Origin of the sequence: Methylobacterium sp. 1030, assembly GCF_040544715.1 — a bacterium.
GTDB lineage: Bacteria > Pseudomonadota > Alphaproteobacteria > Rhizobiales > Beijerinckiaceae > Methylobacterium.
Genome location: NZ_JBEPKM010000016.1, coordinates 114,080 through 132,158 on the forward strand (window position 1 = coordinate 114,080; position 18,079 = coordinate 132,158).

General features: G+C 72.6%; 21 protein-coding genes. 8 read left to right on the top strand and 13 right to left on the bottom strand.

From position 1 onward, the window contains the following. Window positions 1-55: 55 nt before the first annotated feature. The 3 genes from ABIC30_RS22675 to ABIC30_RS22685 all read right to left on the bottom strand — a co-directional run bounded on the left by ABIC30_RS22675 (window position 56) and on the right by ABIC30_RS22685 (window position 2,834). Complete coding sequence (locus tag ABIC30_RS22675; protein WP_020094189.1) at window positions 56-661, bottom strand: hypothetical protein; 606 nt, start codon at window positions 659-661, stop codon at window positions 56-58. Between the two features lie 133 nt (window positions 662-794). Continuing rightward, on the bottom strand, window positions 795-1,658 hold the full coding sequence (locus ABIC30_RS22680) for a universal stress protein (RefSeq protein ID WP_020094190.1): 864 nt from the start codon (window positions 1,656-1,658) through the stop codon (window positions 795-797). Window positions 1,659-1,685: 27 nt separating this feature from the next. Further along, entirely contained in the window at window positions 1,686-2,834 is a 1,149-nt protein-coding gene (locus ABIC30_RS22685; RefSeq protein WP_354456119.1) for an acyltransferase family protein, read from the bottom strand. Between the two features lie 322 nt (window positions 2,835-3,156). Between ABIC30_RS22685 and ABIC30_RS22690 the strand changes: the two genes are divergently transcribed. Further along, complete coding sequence (locus tag ABIC30_RS22690) at window positions 3,157-3,858, top strand: DUF4142 domain-containing protein (protein ID WP_020094192.1); 702 nt, start codon at window positions 3,157-3,159, stop codon at window positions 3,856-3,858. Between the two features lie 219 nt (window positions 3,859-4,077). On the opposite strand, the gene ABIC30_RS22695 is transcribed toward ABIC30_RS22690, so the two are convergent. From ABIC30_RS22695 to ABIC30_RS22705, 3 genes are all read right to left on the bottom strand, one after another. Beyond that, window positions 4,078-4,743, bottom strand: a complete 666-nt coding sequence (locus ABIC30_RS22695) for a carbonic anhydrase (RefSeq protein WP_020094193.1) — start codon at window positions 4,741-4,743, stop codon at window positions 4,078-4,080. 44 nt (window positions 4,744-4,787) lie between these two features. Continuing rightward, window positions 4,788-5,303: an NUDIX hydrolase gene (locus ABIC30_RS22700; protein ID WP_020094194.1), complete on the bottom strand. Its 516-nt coding sequence runs from the start codon at window positions 5,301-5,303 to the stop codon at window positions 4,788-4,790. Window positions 5,304-5,415: 112 nt separating this feature from the next. Further along, window positions 5,416-6,159, bottom strand: coding sequence for a DUF429 domain-containing protein (locus tag ABIC30_RS22705; protein ID WP_020094195.1), 744 nt, complete (start codon window positions 6,157-6,159; stop codon window positions 5,416-5,418). A gap of 113 nt (window positions 6,160-6,272) precedes the next feature. On the opposite strand from ABIC30_RS22705, the gene ABIC30_RS22710 reads away from it, so the two are divergent. After that, window positions 6,273-7,154, top strand: coding sequence for an HpcH/HpaI aldolase/citrate lyase family protein (locus ABIC30_RS22710; protein ID WP_354456111.1), 882 nt, complete (start codon window positions 6,273-6,275; stop codon window positions 7,152-7,154). Further along, window positions 7,151-7,621: a dUTP diphosphatase gene (gene dut / locus ABIC30_RS22715; protein WP_020094197.1), complete on the top strand. Its 471-nt coding sequence runs from the start codon at window positions 7,151-7,153 to the stop codon at window positions 7,619-7,621. Before ABIC30_RS22710 ends, dut begins: the two co-directional genes overlap by 4 nt. 157 nt (window positions 7,622-7,778) lie before the next feature. On the opposite strand, the gene ABIC30_RS22720 is transcribed toward dut, so the two are convergent. Beyond that, window positions 7,779-8,654 (bottom strand): ATP-binding protein, encoded by an 876-nt coding sequence (locus tag ABIC30_RS22720; RefSeq protein WP_020094198.1) that lies wholly within the window; start codon window positions 8,652-8,654, stop codon window positions 7,779-7,781. A 167-nt stretch (window positions 8,655-8,821) separates the two neighbouring features. Here ABIC30_RS22720 and ABIC30_RS22725 point away from each other — a divergent pair, with 167 nt between their 5' ends. From ABIC30_RS22725 to ABIC30_RS22745, 5 genes are all read left to right on the top strand, one after another. Continuing rightward, a complete protein-coding gene (locus tag ABIC30_RS22725) occupies window positions 8,822-9,265 on the top strand; it encodes an OsmC family protein (protein ID WP_020094199.1) in 444 nt (147 codons plus the stop codon). A gap of 97 nt (window positions 9,266-9,362) precedes the next feature. Continuing rightward, complete coding sequence (locus ABIC30_RS22730) at window positions 9,363-9,728, top strand: YybH family protein (RefSeq protein WP_020094200.1); 366 nt, start codon at window positions 9,363-9,365, stop codon at window positions 9,726-9,728. A 100-nt stretch (window positions 9,729-9,828) separates the two neighbouring features. Then, window positions 9,829-11,175, top strand: a complete 1,347-nt coding sequence (gene serS, locus ABIC30_RS22735) for a serine--tRNA ligase (protein ID WP_026605089.1) — start codon at window positions 9,829-9,831, stop codon at window positions 11,173-11,175. Further along, window positions 11,175-11,939, top strand: coding sequence for a 5'/3'-nucleotidase SurE (gene surE, locus ABIC30_RS22740; protein WP_020094202.1), 765 nt, complete (start codon window positions 11,175-11,177; stop codon window positions 11,937-11,939). The genes serS and surE overlap by 1 nt, the downstream gene beginning before the upstream one ends. Continuing rightward, a complete protein-coding gene (locus ABIC30_RS22745; RefSeq protein ID WP_020094203.1) occupies window positions 11,936-12,583 on the top strand; it encodes a protein-L-isoaspartate O-methyltransferase family protein in 648 nt (215 codons plus the stop codon). Before surE ends, ABIC30_RS22745 begins: the two co-directional genes overlap by 4 nt. Before the next feature lie 102 nt (window positions 12,584-12,685). On the opposite strand, the gene ABIC30_RS22750 is transcribed toward ABIC30_RS22745, so the two are convergent. From ABIC30_RS22750 to ABIC30_RS22775, 6 genes are all read right to left on the bottom strand, one after another. Next, window positions 12,686-13,564 carry a phytoene/squalene synthase family protein gene (locus ABIC30_RS22750; RefSeq protein WP_020094204.1) on the bottom strand — a complete coding sequence of 293 codons (879 nt, stop codon included), beginning with the start codon at window positions 13,562-13,564 and terminating at the stop codon, window positions 12,686-12,688. Beyond that, window positions 13,564-13,962 carry an Mth938-like domain-containing protein gene (locus ABIC30_RS22755; RefSeq protein WP_020094205.1) on the bottom strand — a complete coding sequence of 133 codons (399 nt, stop codon included), beginning with the start codon at window positions 13,960-13,962 and terminating at the stop codon, window positions 13,564-13,566. The genes ABIC30_RS22750 and ABIC30_RS22755 overlap by 1 nt, the downstream gene beginning before the upstream one ends. Window positions 13,963-13,975: 13 nt before the next feature. Further along, entirely contained in the window at window positions 13,976-14,917 is a 942-nt protein-coding gene (gene secF, locus ABIC30_RS22760; protein ID WP_012319245.1) for a protein translocase subunit SecF, read from the bottom strand. Window positions 14,918-15,039: 122 nt separating this feature from the next. After that, window positions 15,040-16,644: a protein translocase subunit SecD gene (gene secD, locus ABIC30_RS22765; RefSeq protein ID WP_020094207.1), complete on the bottom strand. Its 1,605-nt coding sequence runs from the start codon at window positions 16,642-16,644 to the stop codon at window positions 15,040-15,042. 56 nt (window positions 16,645-16,700) lie between these two features. Then, window positions 16,701-17,033 carry a preprotein translocase subunit YajC gene (yajC, locus tag ABIC30_RS22770; RefSeq protein ID WP_020094208.1) on the bottom strand — a complete coding sequence of 111 codons (333 nt, stop codon included), beginning with the start codon at window positions 17,031-17,033 and terminating at the stop codon, window positions 16,701-16,703. A 131-nt stretch (window positions 17,034-17,164) separates the two neighbouring features. Further along, window positions 17,165-18,046 carry an alpha/beta fold hydrolase gene (locus ABIC30_RS22775; protein WP_020094209.1) on the bottom strand — a complete coding sequence of 294 codons (882 nt, stop codon included), beginning with the start codon at window positions 18,044-18,046 and terminating at the stop codon, window positions 17,165-17,167. Between the last annotated feature and the right edge of the window lie 33 nt (window positions 18,047-18,079).

An 18,079-nucleotide genomic window follows, 5' to 3' on the forward strand; every position in this document is an offset into this window, starting at 1 on the left:
TCCGCGTCGGCGCGCGGGTTTGCTGCGCCGTCGGTGACGCAGCGGCCCGATCGGCTCAGAGACCCGGCACGACGCCCTGGCGGCCCACCGCGATCGTCCCCGCCATCAGCCCGCCGTCCTCGTCCGGGCGCGCGAAGATCGTCACGGCGGCGCCCCGCTGGAGCATCGCCTTCTCACCAGGCGAGAACTGCGTCACCGGCGTGTCGTCGGGGATCGCGAAGGACGATTGGCCGCCGTTATAGGCGAGGGTCAGACGCATCGGCGCGCCCCGCTGCACGTCGGCCACCCAGCCGGCGGTGAGGCGCGCGCCCTGCGCGGTGTCCCAGGTCTGGCTGCCGGCCTCGAACCCGCGCTCGGACGGAGAGTACAGGGTCACGGCGGTCGCCTGCCGCGGCTCGGAATCGGACGCACCGAGGACGCTGACGTAGCTCTCCGGCTTGATCGCCCGCAGGCTGGCGCCGTTCACCGCGTAGATGCGGGTCCGGGGGCCCATCCGCACGGCCAGGGTGCTGCCGCTGGTGCGGCGGATCTCCACGCGCTCCGAATCGGCCTGGACCACGGTGCCGCGGAACCGGACGGTCGCCGGCTCAGCGCGTGCGGCGGGGATGGTCGCGATCGCCAGAAGGCCGGCGAGGAAGAGACGTCTGACGGGGCTCTTCACGGGGCTCCTTTCCGAGCGTGTGGACAATGGGCGTGCCGTCCGGCCGCGGGACCCGAACGCTGGTCACCGGGCAGGGTTCCCGGCGCCGAAGGACATGCGGTGCCGCAATCCGTCGGCCGGGCTCGCGGAGCGCTCAATGCGCCATCAGCACCGGCATGTCGGCGTGGGCGAGAACGTGGCTGGTGACGCCGCCGAAGATCATCTGGCGCAGGCGGCTCTGGGTGTAGGCGCCCTTGATGAGAAGATCGCAGCCGAACGCCTTCGCCTCCGCCAGAAAGGTCTCGCCGGGCACGCGCCGGCCGGCCGGCAGGGCCCGGTGCGACGCGTCCACACCCTCGCAGGCCAGGGCCTGGGCGAGATCCTGCGCGGTCGGGCCCGGCACCATGCCGCCCTCGACGCTGAGCACGAGCACCCGCTCGGCCCGCCGCAGGAACGGCATCGCGAAAGCCACCGCCCGGGCGGTCTCGGTCGACCCGTTCCAGGCGATGACCACGGCGTCACCGAGGCTGGCCGGTGCCGTAGGCGGCGCCAGCAGGATCGGGCGGCCGCTCTCGAACAGGGCCGTCTCGAACGTGGTCATGCGCGGGGCGTTGTCGGTGGTGCCGGGACGCCCGACCACCGTTGCCGAGAACAGCCGCGCGTACTGCCCGAGGAACGCGTCGCCGGTGGGGACGTCCTGTCGCCAGCGGTAGCGCGGTCCGGCATCCGGCACCCGGTCCGGTATGCAGAGCCCGTCGCGGGCGTGCCGCGGGATGCCGGCGCCGTCCATGAAGGCCACGAAGCGGCCGCCCGCCTCCTCGGCCTCGGCCCGGTCGGCCTCCTCGTCGCGCAGCCACGTCATGCCGCCGACCATGTCGACCGGCACGTACTCGGCCAGCGCCGGGCGCAGAGACACGCCCTCGATCAGACTGCCGAAGCGCGTGGCCGCCAGCCGGGTCGTCTCGAAGACGGAGGGCAGGGCGTCGTGCATCGCGACGGGAACGAGCAGGGTCTTCATGCTGGCCTTCTCCTCGGGCAGGCGAGGCTAATCCTCCCGGCCGCGCGGTGGAACCGGGGCCGGCACGGCGCGCACACGGTTTTGCGGCGCGCCCGGATCGAGCCGCCTCCGGAGGGCCCGGGTCAGGGGCCGCTCGACGAGGCGGTGGACCACGAGCGCGGCCGCGGCGCTGCCCGCGAGCATCAGCGCCATGCCGGCCCAGGGATGCAGGGCGGGGGCAAGGCCGAGCCGGAGCAGCGCCTCGCGCACGAGGCGCAGCGCGAACGGGTGCACGAGGTAGAGGGCGTAGGACGCGTCGCCGAGCGCGACGAGCCCGCGCACGGGGGACGGCAGCCGCGCGACCGCGGCCGCGTCGCGGGGTGGCCCGAGGGCGGCCGCCACCAGCAGGACGGCCGGCCCGCCGACGAGGAGCGGGCGCAGGAACCCGTCGGCCTCGCCGAGACCCGCGAGCACCCGCGCGGCCAGGATCAGCCCCAGCACGCCCAGCACCGCGAGCCCGACCCGCAGGGGGAGGGCCGGCCGGAACCCCGCGCCCCAGGCGACGGCGAGACCGGCGCCGGCGGCGAATTCGAGTACGATCGGATCCGACCAGAAGCGCAGCGGCACCGGCAGGCCCGGCACGAGGGCGCCGACCGCCACGAGGACGGCCAAGCTCCCGCACAGCCACGCGACGGCGCCGCGCCGCCCGAAGCCGAGACCCGCGGCGAAGAGTGCGTAGAAGGCCGCCTCGTAGTTCAGGGTCCAGCCGAGGCCGTAGAGCGGCTGGACGGTGCCGTCGGGGCGGGCCGCCGGCCAGAACAGGAAGCTCGCCGCGAGGGCGACCGGGTCGCGCACCAGCGCGGCGGCCTCGCCCAGAAGGTCCGGCCGCGCGAGCGCCAGGACGAGGTAGAGCAGGCTCACCAGCCAGTAGAGGGGCACCACCCGGGCGACCCGGTGGGCGAGGAAGCGGGCGCGGCCGCCCGACCGGCCCGCGAGCCGGCCGCCGGCATGGACGATGACGAAGCCGGAGATCACGAAGAACAGGTCGACTCCGCCCCACCAGGGCAGCAGCGTCGCGGGATCGAGCGCCGGGCCGGCGCCCCGGTCAGCGAGGAGGCCCGCCTCGTGCCGCGCGTGATGCCATGCCACCATGAGGGCGGCGGCGGCGCGGAGGATCTGGACGGCGACGACGATCACGGGCTGCCCGCGCGCGTCGCGCTTCGAGCCCTGCCCGGAGGTGCGGCCGGAAGGACCCACCCGCCGAGGCCACCGTCCCGGACGAGCGCGATCGGCATCCTGCGGGATCCACCGAGAGGGCACGCGCGCCGGATTAGATCCGCTCGGGAACCGTATTGTCCGATGCGAAAACGGCAGGAACCATAAGCCGATAGCCTCGTTGACGGACCAATTCGCGAACCCGCCGGCTCCGAGTTGCCTGCGACGTCGTCTGCCGAGGCGTCCGTGCTGCACATGCGGCGTCCTTCCGCGGTTCGCGTGCCCATCTCGAACAGAGGTCCCGATGCTGAAGAACTACGCTGCCGCGTCCGCGCTCGTCCTGGCGCTGTCGACCCCGGCCATGGCCCAGAGCGCCAACGACTTCCGCATGCAGTCGATGCAGGCGAACGCCTTCGAGATCCAGTCCTCGCAGATCGCCCTGTCCAAGTCGCGCAACCCGCGCATCCGCTCCTACGCCCAGGAGGTGCTCCGTGACCACCGCGCCGCCAACGTAGCCCTGGCCGGCGGCCAGATGAACGGCGTCGCCGGCGATCCGGGCCTCGGTGGCCTGGTCACCGCCCCGATCGCGGTGGCGGGCAGCGCCGTGGGCGCCGGCGTCGGCGCGGCGACCGGCGTGGTCGGCGGCACCCTGGCGGGCGGCCCGGTCGGCGGCCTCGAGGGCGCGGGTGCCGGCGCGGCGCGCGGCGCCGCCGCGGGTGGCCAGATCGGCCGCGGCGACGTGATGGCGACCGGCGCCTCGACGATCGTCCCGCCGAACCCGGAGCAGCAGGCGATGCTGGCCCAGCTCTCGGCCGCCCCGGCCGGCGCCCGCTTCGACCGCCTGTACGCGTCGCAGCAGATCCAGGCCCATCAGATGACCATCGCGATGACCCAGGCCTACGCTCAGGGCGGCCCGAACCCGGCCCTGCGCAACTACGCCCAGCAGGCCCTGCCGGCCCTGCAGATGCACCTGCAGCAGGCCGAGCGTCTCCCGGGCGCCATGTAAGCGGCACGGACTTCGACGGCCCGGCCTCGGCCGGGCCGAACGAGAAGGCGGCGGGCGCGAGCCCGCCGCCTTTCTCATGTCGATGGCTGTTCGAGCCAGGATGATCGCCGGCCGACCGCGGCGAACGACCTTCGCGGACGCGCCGCGCCGGCGCGTCCCAGCATCATCGGATCCGGGACCGGCCGACCGGTCCCGAATCTCAGCGCCCGCGCCGTGCGCTCACTCGCACGCGATGGCGGCGACGGAACGGACCGACTGGCCGGTCGTGTCGATCGGCGGCTTGAACTCGCCGGACTGCGGATCGCGCACCAGCAGGGAGCCGCTGGCCACGCCGAAATGCGCGCCGTGGATCTCGAGGCGGCCGTCGTCGACCCGCTCCTTCACGAACGGGAAGGTCAGCAGGTTCTCCATGCTCTGGACGACCACGGCATGTTCCAGCTTGGTCAGGTAGTTCGGCGCGGCGGGATCGCCGGCCTTGTCCTCGGCCTGACCCACGAGCGAGACCCACTTGCCGATGAAGTCGCCGGGCGAGAGCGGCTTCGCCTTGTTGGCCCAGGCCTTGATGCCGCCGCAGGTGGCATGCCCGAGGACGACGATGTGCTTCACCTCCAGGGCCTGGACGGCGAATTCCAGGGCCGCCGAGGTGCCGTGATACTGGCCGTCCGGCTGGTAGACCGGCACGAGGTTGGCGACGTTGCGGATCGTGAACAGCTCGCCCGGGCCGGCATTGAAGATCGCGCTGGGCGAGACCCGGCTGTCGCAGCAGCTGATGACAAGGATCTCCGGATTCTGCGTCGAGGCGAGCTGCGCGAAGCGCCGACGCTCGGTCGGGAAGCGGTCGAGGAGGAAGGACCGGTAGCCTTCGGTCAGGTAGACGGGGAACATAAAGTCGTCTCCAGTTAGACAAATCCGCGACAGCGGGAGTGAAATCAAAGTCCTCGCCAAGCAAGAACGCGCGGCTGGGCCGGAATAGTCCCGCGCGCGAGGTCCGACGCCAGATCCGCGAGACCGGCCGGCTCGACGTGCTCACCGCTAGCGCGCAACTCGTCGAGCGGCCACCAGCGCGTCCCGATCAGCGGGTTGTCCTCGGTCTCGGCGAGCCGGCTCGTGTCGACCCGGTCGTCGGGCAGGCGGACGAGGAAGTAGCGCTCCCGGGCGTCCCGTGCCTGGCGGAACAGGTGGAACGGGCCGTCGCAGGCCGCGACCTGCGGGCCGATCGCGGCGTCGCCCCGGCCGATCTCCTCCTCGAGTTCCCGCCGGCAGGCGGTGACGTGGTCCTCGCCGGGCTCAAGGCCGCCGCCGGGCATGAACCAGAACCGGAGCGGCGCCCCGTCCGGCCCCCTCGCGTGGACCGACGTGTAGGCGATGAGCAGGATCCGGTCCCGCGGATCGAGGACGATCGCGCGGGCGATGTGTCGGACGGGCAGGGGGTTCGCGGCGCTCATGCAGCCAGAGCTAGAGCGCGCGTCGGGGACGGACACCGGCCGCGCGCGCGCCTGCGTGCAAAACAGCACGTTGCGGTCGCCGACGCGCCCGGCGGAGGTGCGGGGCGCCGGTTCAGGACGGCGGGCGGGGCGCCGGTGCCCAGATCACGACGGGGAGCCGGAAGGCGTCGCGCTCGGGCGGATCCGGCAGCGGCACGGCCTGTCCGAGGCTTATGTCGCGGGCCACCACGAGGGCGGCCAGCGCGTCGAGATGGTCGTCCTCCGGAACGCCCTTGACCCGGGACCCGATCAGCGCGTCCGGCAGGCCCGCCGCTGCGAGGAGCGCCCGCCGGAGGTCCAGCCCCTCGCGGGCGCGCCTGCCCTTCTTGGGCAAGCCGAGCGGCCGGCCGCCGTTGAGGGCGTGGAAGGCCACCTCGGGATGGACCTCGTGGACCCGCGCGCGCGCCTCCGGGCGCTCCCGCAGGAGCGTGTCGACCGCGCGGACGTAGCGGAAGATGTTGTAGCCCTGGATCGACGGCGCGAAGGGCGGGTCGCTCGCGGCCCGCGAGGCGGCCTTCGCGGCGGCGTAGTCGGGGGCGTAGACCGCGCTCCGCGGCGGCATCGGGAACACCGAGGCCCGCGCCGGCCCGAGCCGGGCGCGCGCGGCCCGGTCGGCGCCGCGGCCGCCGCCGGTGATCCGGTCGGGCAGCCCGATCGGCACGTCGATCCCGACGATGCCGGGCCGCTCCGGCGCGTCGAGGAGCGCGGCGACGTCGGGGAACAGGGCGCAGCGGTGCCGGTCGGGGTCGTCGAGGTCGAGGAGCGCGCCCGCCCAGGCGCCGCGGCAGCCGTCCAGTCCCGCGATCCAGCGCGCCATGCCATTCCCCCGCCGCGGTGCGTGCGGCCGCCGTTCCGGCCCGCGTTCTTGCCGGGATGCGCGCGGAAAGCTATCCGCGTCGCCGAGGGCGCCGCCGGCCCGGGAGAAGCGTGATGAGCGAGATCCGTCCCCGTCGCAGCGTGCTGGCGATGCCGGGCTCCAACGCCCGGGCGCTGGAGAAGGCGCGGTCGCTCCCCGCCGACGTGATCCTGATCGACCTCGAGGACGGCACCGCCCCCGCCGCGAAGGCGGCGGCCCGCGCCCAGGTCGCCACCGCGGTCGCCGCGCGGGGCTTCGGCCCGCGCGAGGTCGTGGTCCGCATCAACCCGCCGGAGACCGAGGACGGCGAGGCCGACCTCGTGGCGCTCGCGCCGGCCGCCCCGGACGCGATCCTAGTGCCGACGGTCCGGACCTCCGACGCGCTGATCGCCGTGGGCTCCCGCCTGCGCCGCCTCGGCGCGCCCCTGGCGACGCGGGTCTGGGCGATGATCGAGACGCCGATGGCGGTGGTGAACGCCGCCGAGATCGCGGGCGCGGCCCGGGACGTGGACGGCCGGCTCGGCGCCCTGGTGATCGGCCCGAACGACCTGCTGAAGGCGTCGCGGATCCGGCCGCCGGGGCGGGCCGCCCTGCTGCCCTGGCTGATGAACGTCCTGGCTGCCGCCCGGGCCTACGAGATCGAGGCGATCGACGGCGTGTTCACCGACCTCGAGGACGCGACCGGGTTCGAGGCCGAGTGCGCGCAGGGCCGCGACCTCGGCTTCGACGGCAAGATGCTGATCCACCCGAGCCAGATCGGCCCGGCCAACGCCGCCTTCGGGCCGGATGCCGAGGAGATCGCGCAGGCCCGCCGGCTGATGGACGTGTTCGACGCGCCGGAGAACCGCGAGCGCGGGGTCATCGCGGTGGACGGCAAGATGGTCGAGCGCCTCCACATCGAGGCCGCCCGGCGGACGCTCGCCATGGCCGAGGCGATCGCGCGGATGACCGCGTGAGCGACCTGCCGGAGGTCGGGCTGCGGCTGCTCGACCCGCGCCTGCCGGGCTGGGGCTTCCCGCGCTGGGGTTCGTCGGCCGCGGCCGGCCTCGACCTGCACGCCTGCCTCGACGCGCCCCTGGAGTTGCAGCCTCAGGGGAAGGCGGTCCTGATCCCGGCGGGGGTCAGCGTGCTGATCCGCGATCCCGCCTGGTGCGGGCTGATCTTCCCGCGCTCGGGCCGCGGACACCGGGACGGACTGGTGCTCGGCAACGGCACCGGTGTGATCGACGCGGATTACGAGGGTCCGCTGCTGGTCTCCGCCTGGAATCGCGACGCATCCGAGCCCGTGCGGATCGAGCCGGGCGAGCGGATCGCGCAGCTCGTCTTCACGCGGATCACGCGGCCGGCGCTGACTGTGCTGGAGGGCGCGCCCGGCCCCGGCTCGGAGCGGGGCGCGGGCGGGTTCGGGTCGAGCGGGCGCTAGCGCGCCCTCTGTCATCACGAGCGGAGCGAAGCGACCCAGGGCAGCGCGACATTGCCAGGCGTGGCGCTGCCTGGATTGCTTCGCTCCGCTCGCAAAGACGGCGCGGCCGACGCCATCAACCAGGACGCGGATGACGACAGGAGCTCGGCGGCGCCCCTCAGTCCAGCGTCTTGCCGAGCCGCCCGGCTAGGTCCTGGATGAACTGGAACGCGGTCCGGCCCGAGCGCGAGCCGCGGGTGGTGGCCCATTCCAGGGATTCGGCGCGCAGCTGGTCCGGCGCCACGGCGAGGCCGTAGCGGTCGGCGTAGGCGCGGATCATCGCTAGGTACTCGTCCTGGCTGCACTTGTGGAAACCGAGCCAGAGGCCGAACCGGTCCGAGAGCGAGACCTTCTCCTCCACCGCCTCGCCGGGGTTGATGGCGGTCGAGCGCTCGTTCTCCACCATGTCGCGGGCGAGCAGGTGGCGGCGGTTCGATGTGGCGTAGAACAGCACGTTCCCCGGCCGCCCCTCGATGCCGCCGTCGAGCGCCGTCTTGAGCGACTTGTACGAGGTGTCGTCGGCGTCGAAGGAGAGGTCGTCGCAGTAGACGAGCCAGCGGTGCGGGTCCGGCCGCAGCAGGGCCATCAGGTCGGGCAGCGCCTCGATGTCCTCGCGGTGGATCTCGACGAGCTTCATCGGCAGGCTGCCGGCGGGCCGACGGGCGTTGATCTCGGCGTGGGCCGCCTTGACCAGCGAGGACTTGCCCATGCCGCGGGCGCCCCACAGCAGGGCGTTGTTGGCCGGCAGGCCGCGGGCGAAGCGCTCGGTGTTCTCCACCAGGGTGTCGCGCGCCCGGTCGATGCCGGTGAGCAGGCCCATCTCCACCCGGGCCACCTGCGGCACCGGGGTCAGCCGGCGCTCGGGCCCCCACAGGAACGCGTCGGCAGCGCTCGGGTCGAAGGCTGGCGGGACGGCGGGCGCGGTCCGCTCCAGCGCGGTGGCGATGCGCTCCAGGAGCGGCATCAGGGTGTCGAGGGTGGCGGGGCTCGTCATCGGATCGGGGGGTTCGCGTGCGGGTAGGTCAGGCGGCCGGTTCTACGGGGAAGAACCGGGGAAATCATCCGTTTCCGGACGCATGGCGCGGTCCTCCCGAACGCGAACCGGGATCGAGCGTTGGTATACCCGGCCGGTCGCGCCGAAACGTCCTCCGGGGAGTATCGATGGAAGCGGAACCGACGATCCGGATCACCCAGGTCGCGGATTACGTCTTCACGGTCGATTTCAGCGCGGCCCTCCCGGCGCTGCGCACCGACGAGGCGCCCCCGATCGGCGACGGGACCGGGCCGTTTCCCGAGCAGCTCCTGATCTCCGGCGTCGCGAACTGCCTCTGCGCCAGCCTCGTCTTCGCCCTGGGCAAGTTCCGCCAGGACGCGCGCGGCGTCGCGGCCGAGGCGTCCTGCCGGGTGGAGCGCAACGCCGGAGGGCGGCTGCGCCTGACCGGGATCGGCGTCCACATCCAGCTCGGCGCCGCCGCCGCCGACATGCCGCGGATCGACCGGGTGCTGGAGCAGTTCGAGCGGTTCTGCACCGTCTCGGAGAGCGTGAAGGCCGGGATTCCGGTCGCCGTGTCGGTGGCCGACCGCCACGGCACGCGCCTGAAATGACGCGCGTCGGGGAAAGATCGGCCGCCCGGCGCATTGCCGCAGCACCGAACGGCCGCGATGGCCGCAATGGCCGCAATGCCCGGAGTGAGGAGACGCCATGCAGGACCAGACGCGAGAGCCCGCCCGCGCCCCCGAGGCGCTCGCCGCCCTGTTCAATCAGCGCGCCAATGCCGGCGACGTCGAGGGCCTCGTCGCCCTCTACGAACCCGACGCGGTGCTGGCGGCGGGTCGCATCGTCGCCACGGGGCACGCCGAGATCCGGACCTTCTACGCCGACCTGCTGGCGCGCAAATCCGACTTCCCGGCGCCGGAAACGCCGCCGCCGCTGCGCAACGGCGCGCTGGCCATGACCTTCGCGCGGCTGCCCAACGGCGCATTCTCGGTGGAGGTCGCCCGCGAGCAGGCGGACGGCACGTGGCTCTGGGCGATCGACCAGCTGAAGCTCGCGCCGCCGAAGGGCTGACGGCCGGCTCGGACGCTCCCGCGCGCTTGTCCCACCGGACGCGATGCGGCAAAGCGGGACCCGCGCGCTCGACGCCGCGCAGAAGACCCGAGCCGACTCGATGCACGACATCCGCGCCATCCGGGAGAACCCGGACGCCTTCGACCGCGACCTCCAACGCCGGGGCCTCGCGCCGCTCTCGGCCGAGCTGATCGCCCTCGACGAGGCGCGGAAATCGTCGGTCTCGGCCGCGCAGGCCAACCAAGAGCGGCGCAACGCGCTGGCCAAGGAGATCGGCGGCGCCAAGAAGGCCAAGGACGAGGAGCGCGCCGCCGCCCTGATGGCCGAGGTCGCGGCCCTGAAGGGCGCCGAGCCGCAGCTGAAGGCGGCGCAGGACGCGGCCGACAAGACCCTGGCAGACCGCCTCGCCGCGATCCCGAACCGGCCGAAGTCCGACGTGCCGGAGGGCGCGGACGAGCACGGCAACGTCCTCTATCGCAGCCACGCCGCGACCCGCGAGCGGCTGACCGAGGGCAAGGAGCATTTCGAGCTCGGCGAGGCCGCGGGCCTGATGGATTTCGAGGCGGCGGCCAAGCTGTCCGGCTCGCGCTTCGTGGTGCTGAAGGGCCAGCTCGCGCGGCTGGAGCGGGCGCTCGGCCAGTTCATGCTCGACCTGCACACGCAGGAGCACGGCTACCTGGAGGTGGCGCCGCCGGTGCTGGTGCGCGACGCCGCCATGTTCGGCACCGCGCAGCTGCCGAAGTTCGAGGACGACCAGTTCTCGGTCTTCAAGGGCCTCGATTACGTCAGGTCGCTGCAGGGGCAGGCGGGCGCGGATGCCGCGCCGGTCAGCGACGAGCATTTCTGGCTCGTGCCCACCGCCGAGGTGCCGCTGACGAACCTCGTGCGCGAGGCGATCCTCCGCGAGGAGGAGCTGCCCCTGCGCTTCACCGCCCTGACGCCCTGCTTCCGGGCCGAGGCCGGGGCGGCGGGGCGGGACACCCGCGGCATGCTGCGCCAGCACCAGTTCAGCAAGGTGGAACTGGTCTCGATCACGACGCCGGAGGAATCCGCCAACGAGCACGAGCGGATGCTGACCAGCGCCGAGGCGGTGCTGAAGAAGCTCGATCTGCCCTACCGGGTGATGACGCTCTGCACCGGCGACATGGGTTTCGCCAGCCAGAAGACCTACGACATCGAGGTCTGGGTGCCCGGCCAGCGCACCCACCGCGAGATCTCGTCCTGCTCGGTCTGCGGCGACTTCCAGGCCCGGCGGATGAATGCCCGCTACCGGGGCAAGGACGGCAAGCCGGCCTATGTCCACACGCTCAACGGCTCGGGCGTCGCGGTCGGCCGCGCGCTCATCGCCGTGATGGAGAACTACCAGAACCCGGACGGGAGCATCACCATCCCGTCGGTGCTCCACCCCTACATGGGCGGGCTCAACCGGATCGAGGGCACCCGCTGATGCGCATCCTGGTCACCAACGACGACGGCATCCACGCGCCGGGGCTCAGTACCCTGGAGGAGATCGCCCGCGAGCTCTCGGACGACGTCTGGGTCGTGGCGCCGGAGAGCGACCAGTCCGGCGTGTCGCACTCGCTCTCGCTCAACGATCCGCTGCGGCTGCGGCAAGTCTCGGAGCAGCGCTTCGCCGTGAAGGGCACGCCGTCGGACTGCGTGATCCTGGGCGTGCGCCACATCCTGGGCGATCACGGGCCGGACCTCGTCCTGTCGGGGGTCAACCGCGGCCAGAACGTCGCCGAGGACGTGACCTATTCGGGCACGATCGCGGCCGCCATGGAGGGGACGATCCTCGGCATCCGCTCCATCGCCATGAGCCAGGCCTACGGCGCGGGCGGGCGCGGCGCGCTCAAGTGGGACTGCGCCCGGACGCACGGCGCGAAGGTCGTCCGGAAGATCCTGGAGACCGGGATCGAGCCCGGCATCCTGGTCAACGTGAACTTCCCGGACTGCGAGCCGGCCGACGTGCAGGGCGTCGCGGTGGCGGCGCAGGGCTTCCGCAACCAGGCGCTGCTGTCGATCGACGCGCGTGTCGACGGGCGCGGCAACCCGTATTTCTGGCTGGCCTTCGCCAAGGCCCGGTTCGAGCCGGGCCACGGCTCGGATCTCAAGGCCATCGCCGAGAAGCGGATCTCGGTGACGCCCCTGCGCCTCGACCTCACCGACGAGCCGACGCTGACGCGCTTCGCGCAGGCTTTCGCCGAGTGATCGATCTGGGCAGCCTGGAGGAGGCTGCCGGCAACGCGGCCTTCGTGATGGCGCTCCGGGGCCGCGGCCTGCGCGATACCGCGGTGCTGCGGGCCATGGAGCAGGTCCCGCGGGACACCTTCGCGCCGCCGCCGCATCGGGAGCACGCGCGGCGCGACATCGCCCTGCCGCTGTCGTGCGGAGCCTCGATGACGGCGCCGTCGACGGTGGCGCTGATGCTGGCGCAGCTGCGGATCGAGCCCGGCCAGCGCGTCCTGGAGATCGGCACGGGCTCGGGCTACGTGACCGCGCTGCTCGCCCAGCTGGGCGCCGGGGCGGTGCTCAGCCTGGAGCGCTACACCTCGCTGGCCGGGGCGGCGACGCGGCGGCTCGCGGCCCTGTCCGAGGTGCATGTGGTCCGGGCGGACGGCTTGGCTCCGGACCTGCCGGACGGCGGCTTCGACCGGATCCTCGTCCACGGCAGCGTTCCCGCGATCCCATCGCACTGGCGCGCGGCCCTGGAACCGGGCGGACGGCTGGTGACGGGCCTGCGCGGCGACGGCGGCTGCCGGGTGGCGGTGCTGGCGACGCCGGAGGCCGAGCCGGAGCTCGGCGCGCCGGTGCGTCTGGCGGCCCTGGTGCCGGGACTGGCGCAGGTACTCTGACAACCCTCCGTCATCGCGCGCGGCGAAGCGACCCGTGGCCGCGCGCCCTCCGCAGGCGTGGCGCCGCTGGATTGCTTCGCCCCGCTCGCAAAGACGCCGCCGCTATCCGACGCGCCGCGCCCCCCACCACAGGCGCCACAGCCGGCGCCAGCGCGGCAGCTCGACGGGCGTGTTGAGCGGGTCGTAGGAGGCCCGCTCCATGGCGGCGAGGTAGGGCTCCACCAGGGCCGTGGGCAGGAAGGCGGCGCCCGCCGAGGGCGCGATGGTTGGGCGGGCCGCCTCGAAGGCCTTCAGGTGCTGCCGGGCGAGGGCGCGCAGGTCGGCGCAGGCCCGGCGCAGGCCCGGACCGCCGCGGCCCGTCACGATATCCTCGCGGGTGACGCCGTAACGGCCGAGGATGTCGGCCGGCAGGTAGACTTGCCCCGCGCGGGCGTGCCAGGGCAGGGCGCGCAGGAGCCCGGTGATGCCGTACGCCACGCCGGCATGCCCGGCCGCGCCCGCACCGCCCGGTTCGGTGCCGTTGCCGATCACGAGGCTCGCCAGCCGGAACAGCGCCGAGGCGGTCTCGCCGCAATAGCCCTCGAGGTCGTTCACCCGGGGCATCGGGTCCTCGTAGAGGTCGAAGACGCGGGCGTCGATCAGGTCGACGAAGGGCTGGCGCCCGAGGCGGTTCGCCCGGATCGCCTCCTCCAGGGCGGCCGCCACCGGGTTGGCGCGCACGTCGCCGCGCGCCTCGCCCTGCAGGGCGTCGCGCCACCATTGCAGGCGGATCTCGCCGGCCATCGGGTTCGAGACGGCCTCGCGCACCCGCGCGATGGTCAACGAGAAGGCGTAGAGGGCGAAGAGGTGCGGGCGGGCGGCGGCCGGGGCGAACAGGGTCGCGTAGTAGCGGTCCGGGTCGCCGGCCCGCACGAGGCCCTCGCAGTGGGACTGCGCGAAGGCGAGCCCGGTCTCGGCGGTCTGGCCGTCGACCTCCGGCATCAGGCCACCGCGATCAGCGCGGCGGCGACCTTGCGGTTCTCGGCCACCAGGATGTTGTAGGTCCGGGCCGCGGCGCCGGTCTGCATCACGTCGAGGCCGACGCCGAGATCCTTCAGCCAGCCCCGGAGCGCGGGATCGATCGCCGCGATGTCGAGGCCGGTCCCGACGAGCAGCAGCTCGATGCCGTCGGCCTCGGCCTGAACCGGGCGCAGGGCCGTGCGGTCGATGGCCCGCGGCTCCGTCACGTCCCAGGCGCGGACCCCGGAGGGCAGCAGCAGGATCGAGCCGCGATGCGACATCCCGGCGAAGCGGAATCCGCCGTTGCCGTAGGTGTCGATGATGTGCCGCCCCGGCACGAAGCCGGAGTCGAAGCTCTTCGGGCTTGGCTGATCGGCCATCTCGGGAAAGGGACTACTCCGCCGGTTGCGGGACGCCGGACCGCTCCGAGGCCGCGCGGGCGCCCGAGAGCATCAGGCCCAGATAGATCAACACCGGCGTCGAGACGAAGATCGCCGAGTAGGTGCAGATCAGGACGCCGCAGAGCATCACCACCGCGAAGCCCTTGATCGCCTCGCCGCCGAACAGCACCAGCGCCAGCAGCGACAGCGCCGACGAGATCGACGTCATCACCGTGCGCGACATGGTCGAGTTGATCGACAGGTTGAGCAGGTCGACGGTCGGAATGGTCTTGTACCGGCGCATGAGCTCGCGGGTCCGGTCGAACACCACCACGGTCTCGTTCAGCGAGTAACCGACGATCGTCAGGATCGCGGCGATCGAGGTCATGTTGAACTCGATCCGGCTGATGATGAACACGCCGACGGTCAGAACGATGTCGTGGAGGGTGCCCACGATGGCGCCGAGCGCCAGCTCCCGCTCGAACCGGAACCAGAGGTAGAGCAGCACCGCCACGACGGAGAGCACGACGCCGAGCGTGCCGGACTGGACGAGCTCGCCGGAGACGCGCGGACCGACGGTCTCGGTGCGGCGGAAATCGTAATCCTTGTCAAAGGCGGCGTGCGCCTTGTTCATCACCGCGGTCTGGCCCTGCTCGCCGGGCTGGAGCGGCAGGCGGACCAGCACGGTGCCCTGGTTGCCGAGTTCCTGAACCTCCGGCTCGCCGAAGCCGAAGCCCGCGGCCGTGTGCCGGATCGACGCCACGTCCGCGGTGCCGGACTTCGCCTGCAGCTCCACCAGGGTGCCGCCCTTGAAGTCGATGCCGAAATTCAGGCCGATCGTCAGGAACAGCGCCACGGTCGCGAGCGACAGCACCGCCGAGAGCGGGAAGGTGAAGCGCCGGAATCGCATGAAGTCAAAATGCGATTCATCGGGCCAGAGGCGGAGCAGGCGCATGGTCGGTACTCTATTCGCGGACATCGCGATGGAGGACGGTCGAGGCGCGGGTCCCCTCTCCCGTGCGGGACAGGGGGGTCACGTCGCGCCGCCCGCGCTCCCTCGATGGCCTCCCAGACTAATCAGAACGGCAGGGTCTTCGGCCGGAACGTATTGTACCACACCGCGATCATCATCCGGGTCAGCGTCACCGCGGTGATGACCGTGGTGAGGATGCCGAGGATGAAGACCACGGCGAAGCCCTTCACCGGGCCCGAGCCGAGGAAGAACAGGATCAGGGCGGCGATCGCCATGGTCGAGTTCGAGTCGATGATGGTGGCGAAGGCCCGGTCGAAGCCCGCCTGCAGCGCCGAGATCAGCGAGCGGCCGGCCCGCTGCTCCTCGCGCATGCGCTCGTAGATCAGCACGTTCGAATCCACCGCGGTGCCGATGGTGAGCACGATGCCGGCGATGCCCGGGAGCGTCATGGTCGCCTCCAGCACCGACATCAGGCCGAGGATCAGCCCGACGTGGACGATGAGGGCGATGTTGGCGATGAAACCGAAGGTCCCGTAGGTCGCGAACATGAAGGTCACGACGAGGGCCGCCGCCACCAGGGTCGCGAGCTTGCCGGCCTCGATGGAGTCGCGGCCGAGGCCCGGGCCGACGACGCGGCGCTCGACCACGGTGAATTTCGCGGGCAGCGCGCCGGCGCGCAGCAGGACCGCCAGATCGTTGGCCTGCTGCACGGTGAAATTGCCGGTGATCTGGCCCGAGCCGCCGGTGATCGCCGAGCGGATCACCGGGGCCGACACGACCTCGTTGTCGAGCACGATCGCCATGCGCCGGCCGATATTCTCCGAGGTCGCCTGTCCGAAGCGCTGCGCGCCGCGCAGGTTGAACTTGAAGCTCACCATCGGCTCGTGGGACTGCTGGTCGAAGGACGGCTGCGCGTCGGTCAGCTCGCCGCCGTCGGCCATGACCCGGCGCTCCACCGGGACCTTGGCGCCCTTCTCGTCCTTGGAGGGCAGCATGTCGACGTCGCCCGAGGGGCTGTCGGCGAGCATGCGGAACTCGAGCTTGGCGGTGGAGCCGAGCAGCTTCTCGAGCCGCTCCGGGTTCTGCTCGCCGGGCACCTGGATCAGGATCCGGTCCGCGCCCTGCTGCTGGATCGAAGGCTCGGTGGTTCCGGTCGAGTCGAGGCGGCGCCGGATGACCTCGATGCCCTGGCTCACGGCCCGGCGGGTGCGGTCGGTGATGCCGGCATCGGTGAGGGTCAAGCGGATCACCCCGCCCGGCTGCTCGGCGATGTCCAGGGTGCGGGCCGCCGTCTGGCCGATCGAGGTGGTGATCGGCTGCGACAGCTCCTGGAGCTTCGGCAGGACCTTGGCCCGGGCGGCGGCGTCGTCGATCTTCACCTGCACGCCGCGCGGCAGCAGGCCGATGCCGCCGTCGGCGCGGACGTTCTCCTGCTGGAGCACGCGGCGCACGTCGTCGCGCAGGGCCTTCGCCTGCGAGGCGATCAGTTCGTTCTGGTCCACCTCGAGCAGCAGCTGCGAGCCGCCCTGCAGGTCGAGGCCGAGCACGATCGCGCGCGTCGGCACCACCCAGCTGGGGAACCAGGGGGGCAGGCTGGCGACGAAGCTCTTGCGCTGCTCGGGCGAGAAGAAGCTCGGCACGGCGAGCATCAGCCCCACCAGGATCAGGCCCAGTGTCGCGATGATCTTCGCACGGGAGAAGCGCAGCATCGGCCGTCTTTTTCTCTTTTGGGCCGGCGCGCGGCGCCGGCCGGTTCAACCGGGAATCAGGCGGCCTTCACCGTGCCCTTGGCGCGGACCTCGGAGATCATCGACCGGACCACCCGCACGCGCACGTTCGGGGCGATCTCGACCTCGATCTCGGCCTGGTCGTCCGAAGCCTTGGTCACGCGGCCGACGAGGCCGCCGTTGGTGACGACCGTGTCGTCCCGGCGCACGGACTTGAGCAGCGCCTGGTGGTCCTTGACCCGCTTCTGCTGCGGTCGCAGGATCAGGAAGTACATGATCACGAAAATCAGGACGAACGGGACCACCTGAAAGGCGATCTCCGCTCCGCCAGCGGCCGCACCGGCCCCTTGCGCGAAGGCGGGGGTGATCAACGAGCGTCTCCTGCGAATGGCGCGCAGGCCTGCCGCCGGATGTGGCGCCCGCAGACCTGTCGAAAAGCGCGCGGACTATAGCCAGGGGCTTCCCGAAAGCAACGCCGAACCGCCGGGCATCGGCGGCGCGCTCATAGCAGGGCGCGTATCGCCGCCGCGAAGGCGTCCGGCGCCTCCTGGGGAAAGTTGTGGCCGACCCCCGCGACGATCTCACGCCGGTACGGCCCGGTGAAATGGCGGGCGTCGGTATCCGTGGCGGGCGGCGGCCCGACGCCGTCATCGGCGCCGAGCAGCACGATCGACGGCACGGCGATCGCCGGCTGGGCCGCCAGCCGCCCCTCGATCGCCACCAGCGCCGGATCGCTCGAAACGAGGCCGAAGCGGTGGCGGTAGGAATGCACCACCACGTCGACGAAGTCGGGATTGTCGAAGGCGCGGGCGGTCCGCGCGAAAGTCTCCGCGTCGAAGGCCCAGGTCGGCGACCACAGCTGCCACAGCAGGCGGCAGAAGGCGTCCCGGTTCTCCGCGAGGCCAACGCGGCCGCGCTCGCCGTGGAGATAGTACTGGTACCAGAGGCGGTACTCGGTTTCCGGCGCGGCCGGCCGCCCGGCGGCCGGGATGTTCTGGATGTTGTAGCCGACGCCGCAGCTGACGAGGCCCCGGGCCCGGCCCGGCCAGAGCGCCGCCACCACGCAGGCGGCCCGGCCGCCCCAATCGTAGCCGGCGAGCACGGCGCTCCCGACGCCGAGGGCGTCGAGGAAGGCGAGCAGGTCGGCCCCGAGCGCCGCCTGCTCGCCGGAGCGCGGCGTGGCGGCATCCAGGAAGCGCGTCGGCCCGTAGCCGCGCAGGTACGGCACGAGACAGCGCACGCCGTCGGCGGCGAGCTGCGCGGCCGCGGCCGCGCAGGCGTGGACGTCGTAGGGGAAGCCGTGGAGCAGCACCGCCGTCGGCCCGCCGGCCGGACCGGACTCGAGATAGGCGACCTCCAGGACGCCGGCCCGCACGCGCTTCATCGATGGCTCCCGGGTTCGTGACGCCGGGATCCT